This window comes from Bacillus sp. TH25 (genome assembly GCF_016650935.1).
GTDB lineage: Bacteria > Bacillota > Bacilli > Bacillales > Bacillaceae_G > Bacillus_A > Bacillus_A mycoides.
Genome location: NZ_JAEKEU010000037.1, coordinates 308448 through 329237, shown reverse-complemented (window position 1 = coordinate 329237; position 20790 = coordinate 308448). Strand labels below are relative to the sequence as shown.

Annotated in this window: 18 protein-coding genes and 1 pseudogene; 2 read left to right on the top strand and 17 right to left on the bottom strand. The window is 35.1% G+C overall.

Annotated features, from left to right (window positions below; genetic code table 11):
* Window positions 1–27 precede the first annotated feature (27 nt).
* The gene (pdxR, locus tag JFT89_RS20715; protein WP_201040544.1) at window positions 28–1428 is read right to left on the bottom strand and encodes a MocR-like pyridoxine biosynthesis transcription factor PdxR; all 1401 of its coding nucleotides are present in this window, start codon (window positions 1426–1428) and stop codon (window positions 28–30) included.
* Between the two features lie 120 nt (window positions 1429–1548).
* Between pdxR and JFT89_RS20710 the strand changes: the two genes are divergently transcribed.
* Window positions 1549–2475: a DMT family transporter gene (locus JFT89_RS20710; protein WP_201040543.1), complete on the top strand. Its 927-nt coding sequence runs from the start codon at window positions 1549–1551 to the stop codon at window positions 2473–2475.
* A gap of 182 nt (window positions 2476–2657) precedes the next feature.
* A complete protein-coding gene (locus JFT89_RS20705; protein ID WP_002063730.1) occupies window positions 2658–3182 on the top strand; it encodes a DUF4871 domain-containing protein in 525 nt (174 codons plus the stop codon).
* Window positions 3183–3468: 286 nt separating this feature from the next.
* On the opposite strand, the gene JFT89_RS20700 is transcribed toward JFT89_RS20705, so the two are convergent.
* The 16 genes and pseudogenes from JFT89_RS20700 to JFT89_RS20630 all read right to left on the bottom strand — a co-directional run bounded on the left by JFT89_RS20700 (window position 3469) and on the right by JFT89_RS20630 (window position 20769).
* The gene (locus JFT89_RS20700; protein WP_016097194.1) at window positions 3469–4668 is read right to left on the bottom strand and encodes an NAD(P)-dependent malic enzyme; all 1200 of its coding nucleotides are present in this window, start codon (window positions 4666–4668) and stop codon (window positions 3469–3471) included.
* A 59-nt stretch (window positions 4669–4727) separates the two neighbouring features.
* Window positions 4728–6074, bottom strand: a complete 1347-nt coding sequence (locus JFT89_RS20695) for a 2-hydroxycarboxylate transporter family protein (protein ID WP_002063728.1) — start codon at window positions 6072–6074, stop codon at window positions 4728–4730.
* A 122-nt stretch (window positions 6075–6196) separates the two neighbouring features.
* Entirely contained in the window at window positions 6197–6904 is a 708-nt protein-coding gene (locus tag JFT89_RS20690) for a response regulator (RefSeq protein ID WP_002063727.1), read from the bottom strand.
* A gap of 2 nt (window positions 6905–6906) precedes the next feature.
* On the bottom strand, window positions 6907–8511 hold the full coding sequence (locus JFT89_RS20685) for a sensor histidine kinase (protein ID WP_002134308.1): 1605 nt from the start codon (window positions 8509–8511) through the stop codon (window positions 6907–6909).
* A 78-nt stretch (window positions 8512–8589) separates the two neighbouring features.
* Window positions 8590–9408 (bottom strand): methyl-accepting chemotaxis protein, encoded by an 819-nt coding sequence (locus tag JFT89_RS30925; RefSeq protein WP_452086908.1) that lies wholly within the window; start codon window positions 9406–9408, stop codon window positions 8590–8592.
* 120 nt (window positions 9409–9528) lie between these two features.
* Window positions 9529–10431 (bottom strand): annotated as a pseudogene (locus tag JFT89_RS30920) (HAMP domain-containing protein); the annotation flags it as partial.
* Between the two features lie 436 nt (window positions 10432–10867).
* The gene (locus tag JFT89_RS20675) at window positions 10868–11596 is read right to left on the bottom strand and encodes a C39 family peptidase (RefSeq protein WP_002010417.1); all 729 of its coding nucleotides are present in this window, start codon (window positions 11594–11596) and stop codon (window positions 10868–10870) included.
* A 43-nt stretch (window positions 11597–11639) separates the two neighbouring features.
* Entirely contained in the window at window positions 11640–12461 is an 822-nt protein-coding gene (locus JFT89_RS20670) for a hypothetical protein (RefSeq protein ID WP_002063724.1), read from the bottom strand.
* Between the two features lie 235 nt (window positions 12462–12696).
* Entirely contained in the window at window positions 12697–13935 is a 1239-nt protein-coding gene (locus tag JFT89_RS20665; RefSeq protein WP_002063722.1) for a sensor histidine kinase, read from the bottom strand.
* Between the two features lie 11 nt (window positions 13936–13946).
* Window positions 13947–14618 (bottom strand): response regulator transcription factor, encoded by a 672-nt coding sequence (locus tag JFT89_RS20660; RefSeq protein ID WP_016097190.1) that lies wholly within the window; start codon window positions 14616–14618, stop codon window positions 13947–13949.
* 212 nt (window positions 14619–14830) lie between these two features.
* Window positions 14831–15535, bottom strand: coding sequence for a metallophosphoesterase family protein (locus tag JFT89_RS20655; RefSeq protein ID WP_002010411.1), 705 nt, complete (start codon window positions 15533–15535; stop codon window positions 14831–14833).
* A 419-nt stretch (window positions 15536–15954) separates the two neighbouring features.
* Entirely contained in the window at window positions 15955–17331 is a 1377-nt protein-coding gene (locus tag JFT89_RS20650; RefSeq protein WP_002010409.1) for an ABC transporter substrate-binding protein, read from the bottom strand.
* 27 nt (window positions 17332–17358) lie between these two features.
* Entirely contained in the window at window positions 17359–18180 is an 822-nt protein-coding gene (locus JFT89_RS20645) for a carbohydrate ABC transporter permease (protein ID WP_016097188.1), read from the bottom strand.
* Window positions 18177–19109: a carbohydrate ABC transporter permease gene (locus JFT89_RS20640; RefSeq protein ID WP_201040542.1), complete on the bottom strand. Its 933-nt coding sequence runs from the start codon at window positions 19107–19109 to the stop codon at window positions 18177–18179. The genes JFT89_RS20645 and JFT89_RS20640 overlap by 4 nt, the downstream gene beginning before the upstream one ends.
* Window positions 19109–20206: an ABC transporter ATP-binding protein gene (locus JFT89_RS20635; RefSeq protein WP_201040541.1), complete on the bottom strand. Its 1098-nt coding sequence runs from the start codon at window positions 20204–20206 to the stop codon at window positions 19109–19111. The genes JFT89_RS20640 and JFT89_RS20635 overlap by 1 nt, the downstream gene beginning before the upstream one ends.
* Window positions 20203–20769: a glycerol-3-phosphate responsive antiterminator gene (locus tag JFT89_RS20630; protein WP_016097186.1), complete on the bottom strand. Its 567-nt coding sequence runs from the start codon at window positions 20767–20769 to the stop codon at window positions 20203–20205. The genes JFT89_RS20635 and JFT89_RS20630 overlap by 4 nt, the downstream gene beginning before the upstream one ends.
* Window positions 20770–20790: the final 21 nt, after the last annotated feature.

Below are 20790 nucleotides of genomic sequence, written 5' to 3'. Positions count from 1 at the left end.
ACATCCTCCATTTATGAGGGTGTTTTTTTACTTTTTTGTAAACCATACTGTATATAATAATTGAATGGCCTCTTCAATTTCTTCCTCTAATAAAGTCGCAAATCCAAGTAATACTGTACTTTTGGGAGAAGTCCCTTCCTTATAATACATCGAAACAGGATACACTTTAATACTCCTTTCAGCTGCAGTTTCCATTAATTCTTTCTCTTCCATCCCATTATGCACTCTTAATAAAATATGTAGGCCGGAATCTTCCCCTATTACTTCAATGCGACTAGAAAAATATTTTTCTATTACCGAAACAAGATGGTCTCTCTTCTTTCGGTACACAACACGCATTTTATGAATATGCTTTTCCCAATGCCCGTCATTTAAAAATTTCCTAATGATCTCTTGATCCATTCTTGAAACGCTTTGTGTGTAAAATAAATATTGCTCCTGATACTGCTTAATGAGCTGTTTTGGCAACACCATATAACTCATCCGTAATGATGGCAATAGCGCTTTAGACAGCGTCCCCATATAAATTACTTTCCCATCTCTATCTAACCCTTGCAGCGCTGGAATTGGCTTTCCAGAATAGCGGAATTCACTATCATAATCATCTTCAATAATATATCTTCCTTCTTCTTTTTTCGCCCATTGCAAAAGCTGCATTCTTCTCGTAATTGGCATAATCATCCCGTAAGGAAACTGATGCGAAGGTGTAACAAATACAACATTTGCATGGCTATCAACTAACTGTGACATACGAATTCCATCTCTATCTAAAGATAACATTTGTACATTTTGTTCCCCTTGCTCGAAAACAACCATTTTCCGATGGTACCCAGGGTTCTCAACCGCATAACGACTTCCCTTTAACAACTGAAATAACATTTTTACTAATATTTGCGTACCCGCTCCTATTACAATTTGACTAGCTACGCATCGTACACCTCTAGATTCATACAAATAGCTGGCTATTTCTTCTCGTAAACTTACCTCCCCTTGCGGATGTCCAATAAAAAGTAAATCTTTATTTTCAAATTGCCATACCTCGTTCGTAATTTTTCGATATACATGAAACGGAAAAGTATTAGTATCCACACCCGTTTGAGTGAAATCAAATTTATACTTCTTATCTTGAAAAGGCGCTTCTCCTATTACCTCTTCGCTGCCTTCCACATGAATCATTTGCTCGATTTCACATACAAAATAACCTTTTCTAGAAATCGACTCAATATATCCTTCGGCAAGAAGTTGCTCATAAGCAGCTTCAACTGTATTTTTACTCACTTGTAAATATGTCGCCAGCTTCCTCTTAGCCGGTAATTTCGTAAAGGCCGGAATCGTTCCATCTTTAATCTCTTTTTTTATATACTCATACAATTGTACATACAATGCTGTCTTACTATTTGCACTCAAATTAGGCGTTAGTTCTAACACAACATCTGACCCCTCCCAAAAACACATAACTGATACTTTTTACAGTACCAGAAGTTCTATATAATTCCTTTTATCATGTAACACATTAATAATCAAATACTAGAGAGGAGATGCATGATAATGGACAATGGTAGACGCATCGGACTTATGATGATTATTACAGGAGCTACCCTATGGGGATTATCTGGTCCCATGATTCAGTGGCTATTTCAACATACGAACGTATCATCAATTGATTTTTTAACAATTCGCCTGTTACTCGCAGGAATATTCATTTTGGCTTTCTTGCTTATTAAAAAACAAAACATATTTCACATTTGGAAACATCCTAAACACTATATACAACTTATAATTTTCTCTATTCTTGGCATGCTTGGTGCGCAGTACGCTTTTATCGAAACAGTTCATATTAGTAATGCCGTAACGGCAACACTATTTCAATTTCTAGGTCCTGTTCTTATTACCATTTACGTTGCGTTTGAGCAAAAGAAATTCCCTGCTTCTATGCAAATACTCGCAATTATAACTGCTCTAACAGGGACATACTTTATTATTACAAACGGTTCAATTGAAAATATTGTTTTATCTAAAGCAGCTATTATTTTTGGACTATTAACAGCGATTGGTTTTGCATTTTATACCCTTCATCCTGCTTCTCTTATTAAAGAATGCGGAACAACTATAGTAATTGGCTGGGGGATGTTAATTGGAGGGATTGCACTGCTTATTTGTAATCGTTCTTTTGGATGGAATCAGCTTTCGCAAACGTTCACACTTCAAACTTTTTCTATGCTTATTCTTATCATTACAAGTGGCACTCTTTCTTTCCTTCTTTATATCGGGAGTCTTAAATATTTAGCAGCAACAGAAACAAGTATTTTATCTAGCATTGAACCACTTGTAGCTGCCATCGTTTCAATCGCTTGGCTTAATGAATCTTTTGGAGCATATCAATTATTAGGCGGAGTATGTATCGTTCTTTCTGTTATTTTCTTAACAATGCCTCAAAAAGAGAGAGAACCAACCTTTTCAACTGAACAAATATAAAGTGAAACTTTCATCAGTGGGGAGGTTCCATCCCCCACTGATTATTAGCCCGCACCAATCGGGATAGAAAATGTCAAAAGAGGTCGTACAAAACTTACGGCCTCTTTTTATGATTTAAAGGAATTGTCCCGCCTGCTAGCAAATACAATTACACTAACAATAAAAATTAGGAGTGTGGCACCATGAAAAAAATCGGAACTATGCTACTTTTCTCCTTCCTCATTACTGGCTGCGCGCAAGTGCAGCCAGATTCAAATGTACCTAAAAAAGAAGTACTAGAAACGTCATCCTCTCAAATTAACGCACCTTCCTTTTTTCATCTTAGTGTTTTAAAAGATGTAAATTGGGAAGAAGCTCCATCATTCGTAGAAGGAAAAATACCGTTAAAAGGCATCGAAGGAAAAATCGCAATGGCTGATACCCCTATTATCGCAAATGAACAAAATGAAATAATGTGGTTCTTTCTAGACCATGAAATGCCCACTGGAAAATTATCCATTATTGCGCTAAAACAAGGAACTGTAACTCCAACACCAGTACTCTTTCAAAAAGAAACTTCCAAACAAGGTTGGACTACTTCAAATACAATCGATTCTACTACAAACGAACTCCCTCTCACCGTGTCACTACCTTCATCTGGATTATGGGTATTAAATATATATGTGAATGAGAAATATTATGATCAGTTTGTAATCAATGCTACGTAAAGTAACAATAGTAAAACACTCCCTTACAACAATGGAATTTCTACATCACGTACTTCGATAGTTAGATTATCTCTCTTCTCCTATACTTAAAGTAAGGAATGAGGCGAGGAGAGATAAAAAATGATAGAAGTGATCGTAGCAGTAACTGAGGTTTTAGTAAATGGTAAACAAGTTGCAATGGAATTAAACAAATAGTGAAGAAACATAAATAATTCTACACTTCTTCATTATTTTGATTTCTTATCTCAAAAAAAGCAGTGCCTTTTTTAGGCACTGCTTTTAACTATTAGTAACTTGGCATTTTCGTAATTTGCGCCACACCTGAATCAATGGCTGCTTTCGCTACTGCTTCTGCAACACTTGGAACAACTCTTTTATCTAATGGATTTGGAATTACATAATTCGCACTACGCTCTTCATCCGTAATTATGTTAGCGATCCCATATGCTGCCGCTAATTTCATCTCTTCTGTAATATCAGTCGCGCGCACATCTAATGCACCACGGAATATTCCAGGGAACGCTAATACATTATTTACTTGATTTGAATAATCAGAACGACCAGTTCCAACTACAACAGCTCCAGCTGCTAATGCATCTTCTGGGAATATTTCTGGAATTGGATTCGCCATTGCAAACACAATCGCTTTCTCATTCATCGTCTGTACAAGCTCTTTCGTTAATACGTTAGGAGCAGATACGCCAATGAAAATATCAGCCTGATGAATCGCTTCTTTTAATGTTCCACGCACATATTCACGATTTGTCTTCTTTGAAACTTCGATTTGTGCTTCGTTCATCCATGTTTCACCTTCACAAACAATACCTTCTAAGCTAACTAACGTAATATGTTTTGCGCCAGCTTTTAATAATAATTTCCCAATTGCAATTCCTGCCGAACCCGCACCGTTAATAACAATTTTCACATCATCCATTTGTTTACTTACAACTTTTAATGCATTAATAACAGCTGCTAAAACGACAATAGCCGTCCCATGCTGATCATCATGAAATACAGGAATATTCGTTTCTTCTTTTAATCGTTTTTCAATTTCAAAGCAACGTGGCGCTGCAATATCTTCTAAATTAATACCTGCAAATGTAGGTTCTAAATTTTTCACAAGGGTAACGATTTCATCCACATCAGTCGTACCTAAACATAGCGGGAAAGCATCTACATTCGCAAACTTCTTAAATAAAATACTTTTCCCTTCCATAACAGGCATAGCCGCTTTCGGTCCAATATTCCCTAAACCAAGTACTGCAGTTCCATCTGAAACAACTGCAACCATATTCCCTCGTGCTGTATAGTCATAAGCTGTTTCCTCATCTGCCGCAATTGCTTTGCAAGACTCCGCTACACCTGGTGTATAAGTCAAACTTAAATCATCCGCTGTATTCACTTCTACTTTACTTGTAATCTCAATTTTCCCTACTAACTCTTTATGCAATAACAATGATCTTTCATTAATTTGATTTTCTAACATACTTATAATCTCCCCTTAATTTGACAAGCTAGCTATATGAATATAGCTAGCTTGTTTGATCATGAAAACATTTTTAATAAAATTGTCGCTGTTACGACCATTGCAGCCCCACCTAAACGCGTTGAAATTTGTGCGAACGGCATTAATTCCATACGATTTGAAGCTGATAAAATAGCAACATCTCCAGTTCCACCTAAGCCACTATGACATCCAGTTACAATCGCTGATTCAACTGGATACATTTTCATCACTTTCCCTACAAGAAAACCTGACGCTACCATTGTAAGAACAACCGATGCGCACACAACAACATATCCTACCGAAAGAACTGCTGCTACGTCTTTTAACGGAATATATAGCAATCCTAACCCGACCATTAACGGCCAAGTTAAATTCTTTGAAATAAATTTATATAAATGGAATGCTCCTTGCTCCATTTTTGCTGGCATTAATTTAAAGTATTTCACAAGTGCTGCTGAGAAAATCATAATGATTGCCCCAGGAATACCGATGAACTTAGAAGCAAATCCTCCGAAGATGAAGAACGTACATGCAATTAATAAACCTGCTCCCATTAATGAGAAGTCAATTGGCTTCTCTGTATTTTGTTCTTTTAATAAATCTGCTTGATTGTCTGTTTTCACTAATACACCGTTACCACTAAGCTCCGGTTTCTTCTCACCTAAACGCTTCATATACCCTGCACTCACGATTGCAAACATATTCCCAATAATAGCTGCCGGAATAAGCTGTGATACAAATGTTGCTGATGATTCATTTAAAATATCACTATAAGCTAGCGACAATGGTAAAATCCCTTCCCCGATACCACCACTCACAATTGGTACGATGATAAAGAAGAATGTCTGCTTCATTTCAAATCCAAATAGTGAACCGACTAATAAGCCCACTGCTACAGAAGCTAACGTCCCTACTACTAAAGGAATAAACATACGAACGAAACCCTGCACTAACACTTTACGGTTCATTCCTAAAATACTTCCAACTACTAAACAAGAAATATATAAATATAAAAAGTTCGATTTTTTCATTAACATAGTCGCAGCTTCCATTGAAGCTGGATTCATCCAGTTAAAAAATACAAGTAACGATGGAATAAATAATGAGAGAATTGCTGGACCACCGATATTTTTTAATATCGGAATTCTCATTCCAATATCACCTAAGAAAATACCCATGATCATAATAACTGCAAAACCACCAATCATATCTGCTGGTAATTTATTATATACAGATGCTCCATAAATAATAGCAGCCAATACTACGTATAACGGTAAAGGTATAACACCGATTTTAACGTTCATAATTTTAGAAGCGAAAGATTCACTTTTCAATTCATTGCCTTCAGAAAATGATACCGCTTCCACATTCTTTTGAATTCCCATATGGCACCCCCTTGTTTTCTTAATAACAATATTAAAACGCTTTCAATAGTAAAAATAGTTTTTGTAAGTTTTGTAATTGGTTTTGTAATTAAAAAAAGTATAAGCGACCTATAATAAGTCGCTTATACGTAAAAGTCTATTTTATTCCGATCAATACACCTTAATTTACTCACCGGTCTTCCCACATTTTGATACACCATTTCATTCTCTAATACTCCGATTTCAGTCAAAAACATTACATACTTTCGAATAGAAACTCTCGAAACCCCTACTAATTGCGCCATTTCATCAGTTGTAAATGCTTGTCCATTAAGCGATGCGATTTTCTGCCAAATGAGTTGCAATGTTTGCTTTGTTAATCCTTTCGGAAGCTCTTTAGTGACAGTTGGCTCTCTTCTTTCTTTTTGCAAAATTAATGAATCTAATTCCGATTGACTAATTTTTTGTTGTTCTTTCATGAAAGTAAATTTTTCTCGATATACAGTTAACGCCTCTTTAAATCGTTCAAATGTAAAGGGTTTAATTAAATAATCTACAACCCCGTATTGTAATGCTTTTTTGATACTTCCCATATCATGCACAGCTGAAATCATCATAATATCAATTTCTTTTTCTTGATTTCGAATATACATTAACAGCTCAAATCCAGTCTCCTCAGGCATAAAAATATCAAGTAATATGAAGTCTACCCGTGACTTCTCTAATACTTCTATCGCTTCTTTAACTGAGTTAACTGCATGAACAAGTTCAAATCCTCCCACTTGCTCTAAATAATGTGTATTTAACATTGCCACCATCGGATCATCTTCTACAATTAAAACTTTAATCATCTTTACCTCTCATCCCTACTATTAGGTATTTCAATTGTTATCGTTGTTCCTTCTCCTACCAATGAATGAATATGAATTTCCCCATTTATTCGCTGTATACTTTCTTTTACAAGATACAAACCATAACCGCGATTATCTCCCTTTGTGGAATAACCTTTTGTAAATAATGCATCCATCTCCTCTTCTTGTATACCTTTCCCCGCATCTTGTACTGTAATAGTTAATGTGTCTGTGTCCCCATACTGTATACCAACTTCAACTTGCTTCTTTTTACAATTCGCTACCGCATCTAACGCATTATCAATTAAGTTTCCGACAATCGTAATAAGTTCATGAATCATACTTTCATCATATATTTCTGGTAAATAAGAGCCTTCACTTATAATTAACTTTATATTTTTCTCTCTAGCATAGCTAAGTTTACCTAATAAAAAACCAGCAAATACTGGGCTTTGAATTTTTTTCATAATCCCCCCAATTTCATATTGATGCTCTGATACCATACTACTTACATATTTCTGCAATTCTTCATACTGTTTCATATGTGTTAGCCCTAATACGACATGCATTTTATTCATAAATTCATGAGATTGTGCCCGTAATGCTTCCGCATATAGCCTAATACCAGTTAATTCTTCTGCCAATTTTCTGATTTCTGTTTTATCACGAAATGTTGCAATCGCACCAACTATTTCTCCTTTTACATATAAAGGAACACGATTCGTAACAATCGTAATCCCATAAATTTTTTGTTCTTCGTTTAATTGTACCTCTCCTGTTTGCAACACTTCTTTTATACGTGAATTCGGCATATACAATTCAACATCTTTACCAATAAAGTCTTCTTCAAGTCCACTTTTCTTAAATAGCCGTTTTGCTTCATTATTAATTAACGTTACTTTCGCTTCTTTATCTACAGCAATAATACCTTCTTTGACCGATTGTAACATCGTATTTCTTTCTTCAAGAATTTTCGCTATCCTGTGCGGTTCCAGACCAAACAGACTCTTCTTTATATGTCTAGCTAGCAATATCGCTCCTATAATGCCAATTAACAATCCAACTCCGACACCAATATAAATAATATGTCTACTTTCCTTAACTCTTTCTTTTACATTATCTGCTGAAATACCAACAGCAACCGCACCAAGCTGTTCACCTGTGTCAGCAAAAACAGGAACGAATACTCGCATTGAAATCCCTAAAGTTCCTTCTGCTAAAGATACGTGTTCCTTTCCCTTCAATACCGTTCCTTCATCCCCTCCAACGAAATGAAGACCTATTTTTTGAGGATTTGGATGAGACTTTCTTATCCCATCCATGTCCATAACGACAATAAATTGAACACCTGTATTTTTTAATATCCTATTTGTATACGTTTGGATGGCGGATGTATCTGCTTTCCCAATTAAACCATCGATTACCACCGAATCATTCGCTACAATATGTGCAATCGTTTTTGCCTTCTCTGCTTGGCTTTCTTCTGTCGTTCGTTCAACATTATGGCTGATTAAAATATCTGTCACAAGTAAAGAAAAAATGACAACGGTACACACTAATAATGTAATCGTTTTCCATAAATTCCATAGTCTTTTTCTTTTTTTCATCCCGTTAATGACTCCCCTAATTGCTGAATAGAAAAATAAGTAAGGTGATATTATTTTCACCTTACTTATTTGCTGTTATTATACTTTAAATTTACTAGTCATTGCTTGTAGTTCTTCGGCCATCTCAGCTAAGTTTTGCGAAGCTGAACTAATTTCTTCCATCGAATTTACTTGTTCTTCTGTTGAAGCTGCAACACTTTGCATACTAGCTGTATTTTCTTCTGCCGCCGCTGCAATTTCATCAATAGCATTTGTTACTTCATTTGCATCTCCAGCAATTATCTTCGTTGTTTCTACCATTTGATTAACTTGAGAAACAATATGAGTAGTAGAACTTAAGATTTCTGCAAAGCTTACTTTCGTTTTTGTTACAACCTCTAAGCCCTGCTGAACTTCCCCACTCACATTATCCATCGCCTTAACAGTATGTTCAATATCAGCCTTAATTTCTGCAATTAAATTTGCAATCTCTCCAGATGACTCTCCTGATTGCTCTGCTAACTTTCTTACTTCATCTGCTACAATAGCAAAGCCTCGGCCCTGTTCCCCTGCTCTTGCTGCCTCAATAGCCGCATTTAAAGCTAATAAGTTCGTTTGAGTAGCAATGGTTTGAATTGCTTCAGAAATAGCTCCTACCTGCTTTGATTTCTCATCAAGAAGTTTAATAATAGCATCTGACTGGGATACCGACCTAGAAATAGACTGCATTTGTTTTGCGGTTTGTTCAACCAATTCTTCTCCCTCTTCAGCTCTTTCTCTCGCATGTAATGAGGATATGGAAATTGACTCCGCGCTTCCAGTTACATTTTGAATTGCTGTATTTACTTGTTGTAATGTAGCCGCACCTTCTTCAACACCTTGGCTTTGTGATTCAGCCCCACCTGATACTTGTTCCATTGCAATTGTAATTTGATCTGTCGCATCATTCGCTTGCTGTACGCTCGCTGTTAATTCTTCTGCCGATGCTGCAACATGTTCTGCTGAAAAGCTAATTTGGGTAATCACATCTTGTAAAGAGGTAGACATTTCATTAAATGAATCCCCTAATTTTCCTATATCATCCTTGGAGTAAATAGTAATTTTTTCTGTCAAATCCCCCTTACTAATCTTATGTGCCGAATCAGCTATTTTTCGTAATGGCCTTGTAATAGAATTTGTAATGAAATAAATTAATACACTACCAAATGCAATAGCGATAGCAATGACAATCAAAGTTTTATAAAATACTGGATTCGCAGCTTGGGTAATTTCTTCGTCAAACATAACTCCAACTATCTTCCATCCTGTTTTCTCATTTGTTGCAAAGATTAAATTCTTTTTATCAGCTTGTTCTGTATAAGATACATTTCCTTGTTTGTCTTCATAAATTGGTTTAATCCAAGGCTCAGTAACCTTTGAACCTGGTTTTCTAGACGGATGACTAACAATTTGCTTATTTTGATCTAAAATAACTGCATAGCCTTTTTCACCAATGTTAATCATTTTTGAAACCTTTAGGATGTTATCCAAATTCAAGTTAATGCCTATAACACCTTTACCATCTTTTACTTCCTTAGCAATTGTCACTACCATATTTTTTGTAGATGCTGATTGATACGGTGCAGTAACAATTACCTTTCCTTTATTTTCATGCGCTTCTTTATACCACGATCTATCTGTTGGATTATAGCCATCAGACATTTGAATAAATGGTTCTCTTATAAACTTCCCCGTCTGCGTTCCAATATAAATACCTTCTACTTCTGGATGAAGCTTTATATATTGTGCTAACTTCGTTCTTACTATTTCTTCTTGTCCATTTGGATATGTATCCTCTGTTAAGATTTCTGCAAAGTACGTCGCATCAACAAATTTCTCTTCTATATTTTGAGAAATAACAGTATTTAAAACTGAAATATTCTCCTTTGCTTTATCTGTCATTTGATGTTCAAAATTTGTTTTGGCAGTTTGATATGAAACACCACCGATAATAAGTCCTGGTATAGTTAAAATAATAAAAAATGAAATGATTAATTTTTTCTTGATACTCATGCTTTTAACCCAATTGAATATATTTTGCATAATAAGCCTCCTTTATGTAATAGAACACTTGTGTAATTTTATACAATCAACATGTATAAAACAATATATAATGATAACATGTAATTTTTTCGTCAATTATGCATTTTTACATATCCGCTTCTCCTAAACATTTTAATCCTAAAAAATAAGAGAACTTTAGCATATATAATAAGCTAAAGTTCTCTTATTTCTTAACAGCTTCTCTTCAAAAAAAAATCTGCAAAACTTCTCTTACAATTCCTTAAATCTTTATCCTTCATCTTATAGTTATATAGTTCATGCTCTTCTTCCTAATTTATTTGGAGTTATTTACATAGCTAATTGCCTGACTCCCCATCTGCACCCATGCCTGTTCAAAGTTTCCTCTTGGCACTTTTACATCTAAGCTATCATCGAGGGGATCTCGAATATATACAGATTCCTTATCGTACCCAACAAGTACAACACAATGTTCATTATACGTAATAGAAACATCCCCACTATTTGTTTCCCATGTAGTAAATTCATCTTCATCTAAAGGAGCATATGTTGCATTCGTAATCATGACTACCGGTTGCCCTGCTTTTACACTCTTATAAATTTCTTCTATACTCTTCCCTGTTAAGTCCACAGCTTTATTAGGTAAATATTTTTTCGCTAACTGAAAAAGTGGTCCGTGATATACACCGTATCCAGATTCAGAAAAGGTATAAATATTCCCTACAAATCCTTCATTCGGATTCCCACGTACACCATCTTCCATAAAATTAACTTTTTTTATTTCATTTGCTAATTTCATCTTATCTACAGAAACACCTGCGTATTGTAACATCATCGCTAAGCTTGTCACTTCGCAGCCTCTCTCTAGCTCTGGTAACTGCTGAATTAAAGGCACATTTGATAACATGACTTTTTCATCGTTATTACTAAACTCTATTCGTTTTTGACTTTGTATACTTGATAATAGTAATCCCTTTACTTTCTCCACATACTCTGTAATCCCATTTGTATATGCACCCCATATTCCTATACATAGTACGGACATACATATATACCACTTCCATTTTCGTATCACTCTCACGCCCTTTTTAATTCGTTAAATACGAATAAAACGCATCAGCATCTGTTTGAATCATCGGTACAAATTTTAGTTCGTTTCCTTTTTCAGGTTGTTCTCGTTTTATTTTTTCCGCTAGCTCTTGAATGCCTATATTCGTTCTATCCATATTAAGCTCATCTGCCATTTCTACTACTTTTTGTTCATTAATTTCTCTTAATACTTGATATATATCTTTGCCGTATAAATCAATATGATATTTTTTTGCTTCTCCCTGCACTTTTTGTTCGTACACTTCTTGTGCTAAATCTTCCATCTCTTTTCCTTTTTGAGAAATACCTAACTTTCCTGCTTCTTCTCTTACTTTCGTTCCATAGATTTCTTCGGCAATGTCTTCTATTTCTTTTCCATTTGTCGAAATACCTAATTTATCCGCTTCATCATTAATTTTAATCGTATTAATTTGAGTAATCAAATTCACAATCGATGTATTATCTATAGATATGCCTAGTTTTGACGCTTCTTGCTTCACTTTTGTTTCATAGATTTCTTCTGAAAGAGTTCCGACATCTTTTCCTTCTGCCGAAATACCTAATTGTTCTGCTTCTCTTCCTACCTCAGTCTCATGAATTTCTTTTTCTAACGTAATTTGTTCTTTCCCATCCGTTTCAATGCCTAACTTTTCCGCTTTTTCTTCCGTATGCATTGCATGTATTTTCCCATCATTTAATTGTTCTTTACTACGCTGCGTGTAATCTGTCTTTCCTTTTTTCATTCCAGAAGGAGAGGCACCCCCTAATATACTTAAACTCATTACTCCAATAGTGAATACCGTCATCATTTTCTTTTGCAAAATTAATTCCTCCCTCTCACGCTTTCTTTTCCCAGCTTTCCCATAATTTTTTTTATACTATACATAAACTTCATCTCTGTTAGAAATAACTTTATGATTTATCCAGTTCATTCAAAAAAACCTTACAGCTTTTCTTTCCATCACAAGCTTCCATGATGTAATACATGATACAAGTTGTTCCTTAACTTTCCCTTAAAAAAAGACGACCTTGTAAAAAACAAGGTCGCCTTCTCACTTATAATCTTTGGTTTTTAGGAAAAATCACTTCAAAACAAGTTCCTTCTCCCCATTTGCTCTCTACCGATATTTTCCCATAATGCTTTTCTACAATCCAATTAGCGATTGAAAGACCTAACCCAGCTCCTTCTGACATACTTCTTGCTTTGTCTCCTTGATAAAAACGATCAAATAAATTTGGAATATCTTCTTCTTTAACTCCTATCCCATTATCTTTCACCCGTATACGAATTGAATTACTCGTTTGTGTGCAATCAATTTGAATATGCCCATCTTCATTCGTATACTTCATCGCATTATCTAACAATATGACCATCATTTGATGGATTCTCTCTCTATCACCCATAAACGTTATATCACGTTCTACTTTTAATATCATCGCTTTTTCTTGATAAGAGGCAATTTCTTTATATGGATTTATAATTTCTTCTAACAACTTATCCAGTTCAAATGTTTTCTTATCCATCTCAATTTGATTAGAATCCGAACGTGCTAACAACAATAAATTGCTAACGAGTTTCGATAGCCGCCTACATTCTTTTGAAATTGTAGAGATATCCACGGCTTTTTCTTCTATCGTAGCGGATGGGGACTGGAATAATACATCCGTTTTTGATTGAATAACTGCAAGAGGTGTTCTTAATTCATGTGATGCATCGGAAACGAATTGCTGCTGTTTCTCCCATGAATTTTGAATAGGTATGAGTGCCCTGCCAGCTAGGAAAAAACCGATACCTATTGCACATAGACTGCCTATGCTACAACCTATTATGAGAATTAAAAATAAAGTATTTAGCATTTCTTCTTCAGCTGTTGTATCACGTACAATTTGAACTATTTTTCCATCTTCTTGAAACGCGAACGTTCTAAAATATCGTCCTTGCACTTCAATATCTTGCAAATCCCCTACCTTTTTTGGAGAAAACTTTTCCAAATCCTCTTCAAAGTTAGAGCGAAATTTATGGTTATCGCCTTCTATCTCCACTATTTTTCCATTCCAAGTTATTATAGTTATCCGTGGGTCTCGAATTTTGATATTCTCTATACGTTTTCTTGGTGGTGGCATTTTAACATCAAATTTTTCTCTATACTGAGTTATCATTTTTATAGATTGATCCACTTCATTATAAGTACGCTTGTATGTGTACGAATAAATAATACTACCTAATACACCTATTAATAGGATAAATACTAACGAATTCAATATAGTTAGACGAATACGTGTCTTTTGAAACATGCTTCCCTTTCTCATTGTTCTTTTAATATATATCCAATACCACGAACGGTTTGAATATCTTTCTGATAACCGAATGGTTCTAATTTTTTACGTAAATGATGTACATACACTTCTACAATTGCTACTGTCGTATCAGAATCAAATCCCCAAACACGATCAAAAATTTGTTCACGCATTAAAATTTTACCGCTATTTTGAATGAGGTACTCTAGAAGTTCATACTGTTTTAAAGTTAACTTAATTGATTGCCCATCGACTTGTGCGTCTTTGTCTTTTCCAAATAATTCGATTCCTTTATAACAAATTGTTTGTTTTGTTGTTAAACTACCACTTCGTCTTAATAAAGCACGAATTCTCGCTTTTAGTTCTGGTGCTTGAAACGGCTTAACGAGATAATCATCCCCGCCAAAATCCAACCCTTTCACTCGATCTTCTAAAGAATCCCTCGCTGTCAAAAACAGGACTGGTGTTTCAATCTTTTCATCACGTATTTTTTGAATCACTTCAAAACCGTCCATTTCTGGCATCATCACATCAAGCAAAATGGCATCATATATATTCTGTAAAGCTAGAAATAATCCATCTTCTCCATTCAATGCTGTATCTACTTCAAATTCATCGCGTAAAATTTGTACGATAGACTCTATTAAAGAAGCATTATCTTCTACTACAAGTAAGCGCATATTCTCACCTTCCACAATCTATTTCAACTCTCTTTATTATTGCATCTCTTCTCTTCATAACGAAATAATGTAATCATATTATGTAATTTAATTCCCAAATATTCACTTCTAAAGTTTTGCTCGATATAAAATTTTGAATCTTTATTATAAAGGCTCTTTCTTAAATTTTACTTAATAAAAAATTGAAAGAAATAAGATTCCTCTTATCTCTTTCAATTTTTTACTACATATACCTTTTTGCTTGGCAACTCCAAACAATTTAACTGACCACCATACACAGCCCCGCCATCAATTCCAATAATACGATTACTACCAAAATACACTCCGCAATTCTCACTACCATGAAGCGTTTTTGTTTCCGTATGACCAAATACAACAACCTTTTCGCCGCTATATCCATTATGAAATTCATTACGGATCCACATTAATGTATATGGTTCAGATTCAGAAACTCGGTTCATCGGCTCAACACCAGCATGTACAAAGATATACTCTTCTGTTTCAATGTAATGATCTAATTCTTGAATAAACGTTACATGTTCCTCTAATATATGAGATTGTAAAATCGGTTTTTGGAAGTTTTCCTCATTAACCGCAATGTCTTCTTCTACAAATCCATAGCTATATAACGTTTTATCTCCACCATTCCTTTTTACCCAATGGTTCCATGAACGTTCCTCATCTGTCGTTAACGCCTTAATCATCATATCTTCATGATTTCCCTTTAAAACGAAGGCTCCCTCTTCTTTTAACTCTTTTACCTTTTCAATGACAGCACTTGCATTCGGGCCACGGTCTACATAATCCCCCAACAAAATTAGTTGATCCTGTCTTGCATCGTATTGAGCTTCTTCCAATAACTGTTCGAACTTTTCTATTTCTCCATGAATATCACTAATAACAAGTATTCTCTTCATTTCTTCTCCTTCTTTCTAAACCATTCTCTTTCTAATTATAGATTAAAATGAAGGAAATTTCTGAATACTAATCCGAAATAACATTTATTACAAATAAAACTATTATCCTTACAACACTGTAAGTCTCTTGTCATTCAATTCGATAGTTGCAATTACTATATTTCCTTATACTAAAAGTAAGAAATGAAACAAAAAACAAGGAGAGATGAGATATGAAAAAAGTGATGGAAGTTGTAGTAGCGGTGGCAGAGGTTTTCGTAAATGGTAAACAAGTTGCAATGGAGTTAAACAAATAATGAAAAAGACAATATTCGTTCTAGATCCTTTACTCATATAGAAGAGATAAGAGTTCATCATTTCTTTGATCCCTTATCTCCCTATAAAGAAAGCCGTATCCCTCATAAGGATACGGCTTTCTCTTATTTTTGACTCGTACGAGCTGAAATACTAATTGCTCTATCTGTTGTTTTTGCAGCTTCATCTAACGCTTCTTTACTATTTTTCCCGTCATACATTGCTTCTAATGCTTTTACAACTGCATCTCGTGATTCTGGGAATACACTAATTAATGCACCTTGAGTTGCTGGAGATTGCTTCGTTGCTTGTAATTGCTCTACCGTTACTTTTAACTGTGGATACTTTTCATACTGCTCTTTTACTAATGGCTCATTATATGCATCTGGATTAATTGAGAAATATCCTGTTGCTGTATGCCATTTTGCTTGTACGTCTGGCTTCGTTAAATATTTCATAAAGTCCCAAGCACCTTGCTGTGTATCTTCTGAAACCATGTTCGTCATCCATAACGATGCCCCGCCAATAACAACACCATTTTGCTTCGAATCTTCTGGATATGGAATATATGAAACGCCTACATTAAACTTAGAAGCATCAATTAAATCACGAACACCAGCAGAAGAATCTAAATACATAGCAACTTGTCCAGACTGGAACGCGGCACGAATATCATCCCAACTTGCCCCATACTTTCCAAGCGCACCAGCTTTATTTAATTCATCTAACATCCCAAACACTTTTTGACCTTCTTTTCCGTTAAATACTGCTTTCTGTGCAGCATCTTTACGGCCATTTTCATTATCTACATATAAAGCCCCTTGTGTCGCTAACAATTCTTCAAAGAACCAACCATAATTGAGCATAGAGAATCCATACTGCTTTACATTTCCGCCTTCTTTAATCGTTAACTTTTTCGCCGCTTCTTTTAATTCCGCATATGTTTTCGGAGCTTTCTCTGGATCTAATCCAGCCTTTGCGAAAGCATCTTTATTATAAATTAATACTGGTGTAGATGAATTAAACGGCATAGAATACATTTTTCCATCAACTGAATAATAATTCGTAATTGCTTTTTCTAATTTTGATGTATCGTACTTATCTTTTTTAATCCAACTATCGATAGGCGTAATCTTTTTGCTATCAATCATATACTTCGTTGTAATTTCGCTCGATTGAACAAGAGCTGGCGCTTCTTTCGTTGCAGACATCGTTTTAAATTTCGTTAAAGACTCTTCGTATGTTCCTTGGAACTCTGCCTTTATCTCGTATTTATTCTGCGACTTATTATAGTCTGCAACAAGCCCATCTAGTACACCTTGTGTTTTTCCACCCATTGCATGCCAGAAACGAATTACAGTTTTATCACCATTCTTTTCAACTGGAGCTACTTTTGCCTGTGCTTCAGGTTTTCCCTCTGTTTTACTATTTGAACAAGCTGCGCCGGTTAATGCCATTGTGGCTGCCATTAAAAGAGCAGCACTTTTTTTCAATAAACTCATCTCAATCCCACCTTTTCCTATGTATGCTTATTTAATTGCACCTTTTGTTAATCCTTTTTGTAATTGCTTTTGCCCTAAAAATAGTAAAATCAACGTTGGAATGACGATAACCGTAACACCGGCCATTACACTGCCCCAATCAGTTGCAACTTCTTGAGATTGAAGCTGCTTCACACCAATTTGAACCGTTCTTACTTTTTCATCAGTGGTTACTAAGAGCGGCCACAAATACATATTCCACGTTGTTAAAAAGCTATATACTCCAAGCGTAATAAAACTCGTTTTACAATACGGAATTACAACACTGAATAAAAACCTTACATTTCCAATCCCTTCAATAAAAGCAGCTTCTTTCAGTTCATTCGGAAGTGTCATAAAATGTTGACGTAGTAAGAAAATACCGAAAGCTGTTGCAAAAAACGGCACCGTCATCCCAGCAAAACTATTAATCCATCCGAAGTTTTGAATCGTTAAAAAGTTCGGTACCATCGTTGCTTCCCACGGAATAAGCATCGTTGAAATAAACAGGAAGAAAATTACGTTTCTCCCTTTAAACTGAAGAAAAACAAAAGCATAAGCTGCTAAACTGGATACGATAAGTTGTCCAATCATAACAATCGTCGATACAATTAAACTGTTGTACAAATATGTAAAAAGCGGTACTTTTTGAAAAACATTAATAAAATTATCGAAAGTAAATTGGGTCGGAAATAACCTTCTCATTTGAATATCATCTGGTGTCATAAAGCTTATTAAAAACGCATAGAGTACAGGAAAAAACACCATTACTGCACTAATAATGAGCAGCATGTATAATAGGAAATTTTGTTTCCACTGTTTAACGATCATTTATAATGCACCTTTCTCTCAGCAAACTTAAATTGAATCAATGTAGCAATAAAAATGAAAACGAATAATACCATCGCTTGTGCACTTGCTGTTCCAAATTGATGATTCACAAATGCTTCTTTATAAATCGAGTACACAATTAAATTCGTTGCATCATTCGGTCCACCGTGCGTTAAAATATCAATTTGTCCAAAGCTTTGGAACGCACTAATTAGCGTTACTGTCACGATAAAGAATAAAGTTGGTGATAGCATCGGTAATGTAACGCGGCGAAGTTTATATAAATAACTAGCACCATCTATAGATGCACTCTCATATAAAGACGCATCAATATTTTGTAAACCACCTAATATAACTAAAAATGCAAATCCTGTATTCACCCAAACCGTTGTAACCGATACAGAAAACAGTGCCCAGTCCGGACTCGTTAACCATGCGATTGCAGGAAGATTCATAGAGGCTAATATATTATTAAACAATCCTACACTTGGATGAAATAAAAATAGCCAAATCACTGCACTAGCAGCTACTGATATTCCCATCGTTGAAGAAAACAGAACTCGGAATAACCCGATACCTCTTACTTTTCCATTTGCAATTAATGCAAGAAATAAGGCGAATACAATACTAGTAGGCACTGTGTATAAAACAAATAATAAAGTTGACTTTATACTTTTATAGAAAGCAGGATCAGAGAATAAATATTGATAATTTTCTAAGCCAACAAATAGGCTAGCTTCCCCTTGTATATCTGTTAAATAAAAACTATAGTAAATCGTCCTAAACAATGGATAGAAAAGAAAAATCGAAAACAATAAAATAGATGGTGCTAAAAATAATAATCCTATTCTTAAATCTTTCGTTCTCCCCCATAACGCCTTCTTTTTTGACACTTTCGTTTGAGCTGGTAATTTCCCTACCTCAATCATTATTTCGCCACCACTTTCAACTCTTCTTCAGCTACCACTTTTAATCTTTCATTCGTATTTTGGTGAAAGAAGCATAGCTTTTCTTGCGAGAATAATAATTTTACTTTTTCACCTTTGTTCAGGAGTAACTGTCCGATGACTTTCGCACTCCAAGTTGTTCCGTTTATCGCAAAGTTTAATATAGATTCATTCCCTAATACTTCTACAGATTGCAGCGTCACTTCTTGTCCTTCCTCAGACAGTGCAATATGCTCAGGACGCATACCTATTCGAATAGTTCCTTCTGGTAATTGCTTTAGCTGTCCAATAGATAATGGGATTTGCAATTGCCCTATATGTAATATGCCTTTTTCTTTATCCACTTCCCCATCATTTATATTCATAGAAGGAGAACCTATAAAACTTGCAACAAATTCGTTTGCTGGTTCGTTGTATATATCAAGCGGTGTTCCAACTTGTTGTATACTTCCTTTATTTAAGACCATGATACGATCTCCCATAGTCATCGCTTCTATTTGATCGTGAGTAACGTAAATCATCGTAATTCCTAGTCGTTGCTGAATTTCTCTAATTTCAATCCTCATTTGCGCACGTAATTTCGCATCTAAATTCGAAAGTGGTTCATCCATTAAACAAATCGGTGCTTGACTCACGATCGCCCTGGCAAGCGCAACACGCTGTCTTTGCCCGCCTGATAATTGGCCCGGTTTCATTTTCACATACTCTTTCAGTCCTACCATTTCAATAGCTTCCATTAATCGCTTTTGTCGCTCTTCTTTTTGTACCTTCCTTACCTTAAGTCCAAATAAAATATTTTCTTCTACAGATAAATGTGGGTATAGCGCATAATTTTGAAATACCATTGATAGATTACGGTCTTTCGGCTCTAAATCATTTGCAACACGTTCATTAATCATTAAATCTCCCGAAGAGATTTCTTCTAAGCCAGCGATCATTCGTAGTAATGTACTTTTTCCACATCCCGAAGGTCCAACTAAAACAAAAAATTCTCCCTTCTTAATATGAGCCGATACGTCTTTAACCGCTGTCTCTTCCGCATTTTTATATACCTTTGAAACATCTTTCAATTCGATCACAAGGTTGCACTCCTTTTTTCTTCTCGTATCCATACTTCATAATGACTCGTTGAAATCGCACTTGCTCCTGCACGAATTGCGATTTCTGCATCCTCTCGCGTTTGAATCAGCCCACCTGCAATAATAGGGAATTTTATTTCCTCCGCTAGCTGTTTAATAATAGAAGGCATAATGCCAGGCATAATCTCTACTGCATTCGGTTTAGTCGTTTTACAATTTTCAATTGATTTTGTAAGAGATAAAGTATCAACAATAAAAATGCGTTGAATCGTTTTCAATCCAATTTTATTGGCATTTCGAATTGTCGAACCCTTTGTTGAAATAATACCTTGTGCTCCGATAACATCTTGAATATACAAAAGAGCTTCCTCTGTGTTCGTATTTAAGCCTTGTATAAAATCACAATGAAGAAATACATCATGTCCATGTTTCTGTAATTCGTATACACGCTCTGGTAACTCCAGCATTGAACCAGTCATAAGAAAAACTGTTTTCGGTAATTTTTTGTATGTTTTGTACCCTTTCCAATCCTTTATCATCGCAATATAAGGTTCTTTAAACATTCATTCCACCTAGCTTTTCTA

Excerpts from the sequence above, each read along its gene's own strand:
- JFT89_RS20710 (WP_201040543.1), top strand. The coding sequence starts at position 1,549 with ATGGACAATGGTAGACGCATCGGACTTATGATGATTATTACAGGAGCT.
- JFT89_RS20705 (WP_002063730.1), top strand. The coding sequence starts at position 2,658 with ATGAAAAAAATCGGAACTATGCTACTTTTCTCCTTCCTCATTACTGGC.
- JFT89_RS20700 (WP_016097194.1), bottom strand. The coding sequence starts at position 4,668 with ATGTTAGAAAATCAAATTAATGAAAGATCATTGTTATTGCATAAAGAG.
- JFT89_RS20695 (WP_002063728.1), bottom strand. The coding sequence starts at position 6,074 with ATGGGAATTCAAAAGAATGTGGAAGCGGTATCATTTTCTGAAGGCAAT.
- JFT89_RS20690 (WP_002063727.1), bottom strand. The coding sequence starts at position 6,904 with ATGATTAAAGTTTTAATTGTAGAAGATGATCCGATGGTGGCAATGTTA.
- JFT89_RS20685 (WP_002134308.1), bottom strand. The coding sequence starts at position 8,511 with ATGAAAAAAAGAAAAAGACTATGGAATTTATGGAAAACGATTACATTA.
- JFT89_RS30925 (WP_452086908.1), bottom strand. The coding sequence starts at position 9,408 with ATGGAACAAGTATCAGGTGGGGCTGAATCACAAAGCCAAGGTGTTGAA.
- JFT89_RS20675 (WP_002010417.1), bottom strand. The coding sequence starts at position 11,596 with ATGTCCGTACTATGTATAGGAATATGGGGTGCATATACAAATGGGATT.
- JFT89_RS20665 (WP_002063722.1), bottom strand. The coding sequence starts at position 13,935 with ATGTTTCAAAAGACACGTATTCGTCTAACTATATTGAATTCGTTAGTA.
- JFT89_RS20660 (WP_016097190.1), bottom strand. The coding sequence starts at position 14,618 with ATGCGCTTACTTGTAGTAGAAGATAATGCTTCTTTAATAGAGTCTATC.
- JFT89_RS20655 (WP_002010411.1), bottom strand. The coding sequence starts at position 15,535 with ATGAAGAGAATACTTGTTATTAGTGATATTCATGGAGAAATAGAAAAG.
- JFT89_RS20650 (WP_002010409.1), bottom strand. The coding sequence starts at position 17,331 with ATGAGTTTATTGAAAAAAAGTGCTGCTCTTTTAATGGCAGCCACAATG.
- JFT89_RS20645 (WP_016097188.1), bottom strand. The coding sequence starts at position 18,180 with ATGATCGTTAAACAGTGGAAACAAAATTTCCTATTATACATGCTGCTC.
- JFT89_RS20640 (WP_201040542.1), bottom strand. The coding sequence starts at position 19,109 with ATGATTGAGGTAGGGAAATTACCAGCTCAAACGAAAGTGTCAAAAAAG.
- JFT89_RS20630 (WP_016097186.1), bottom strand. The coding sequence starts at position 20,769 with ATGTTTAAAGAACCTTATATTGCGATGATAAAGGATTGGAAAGGGTAC.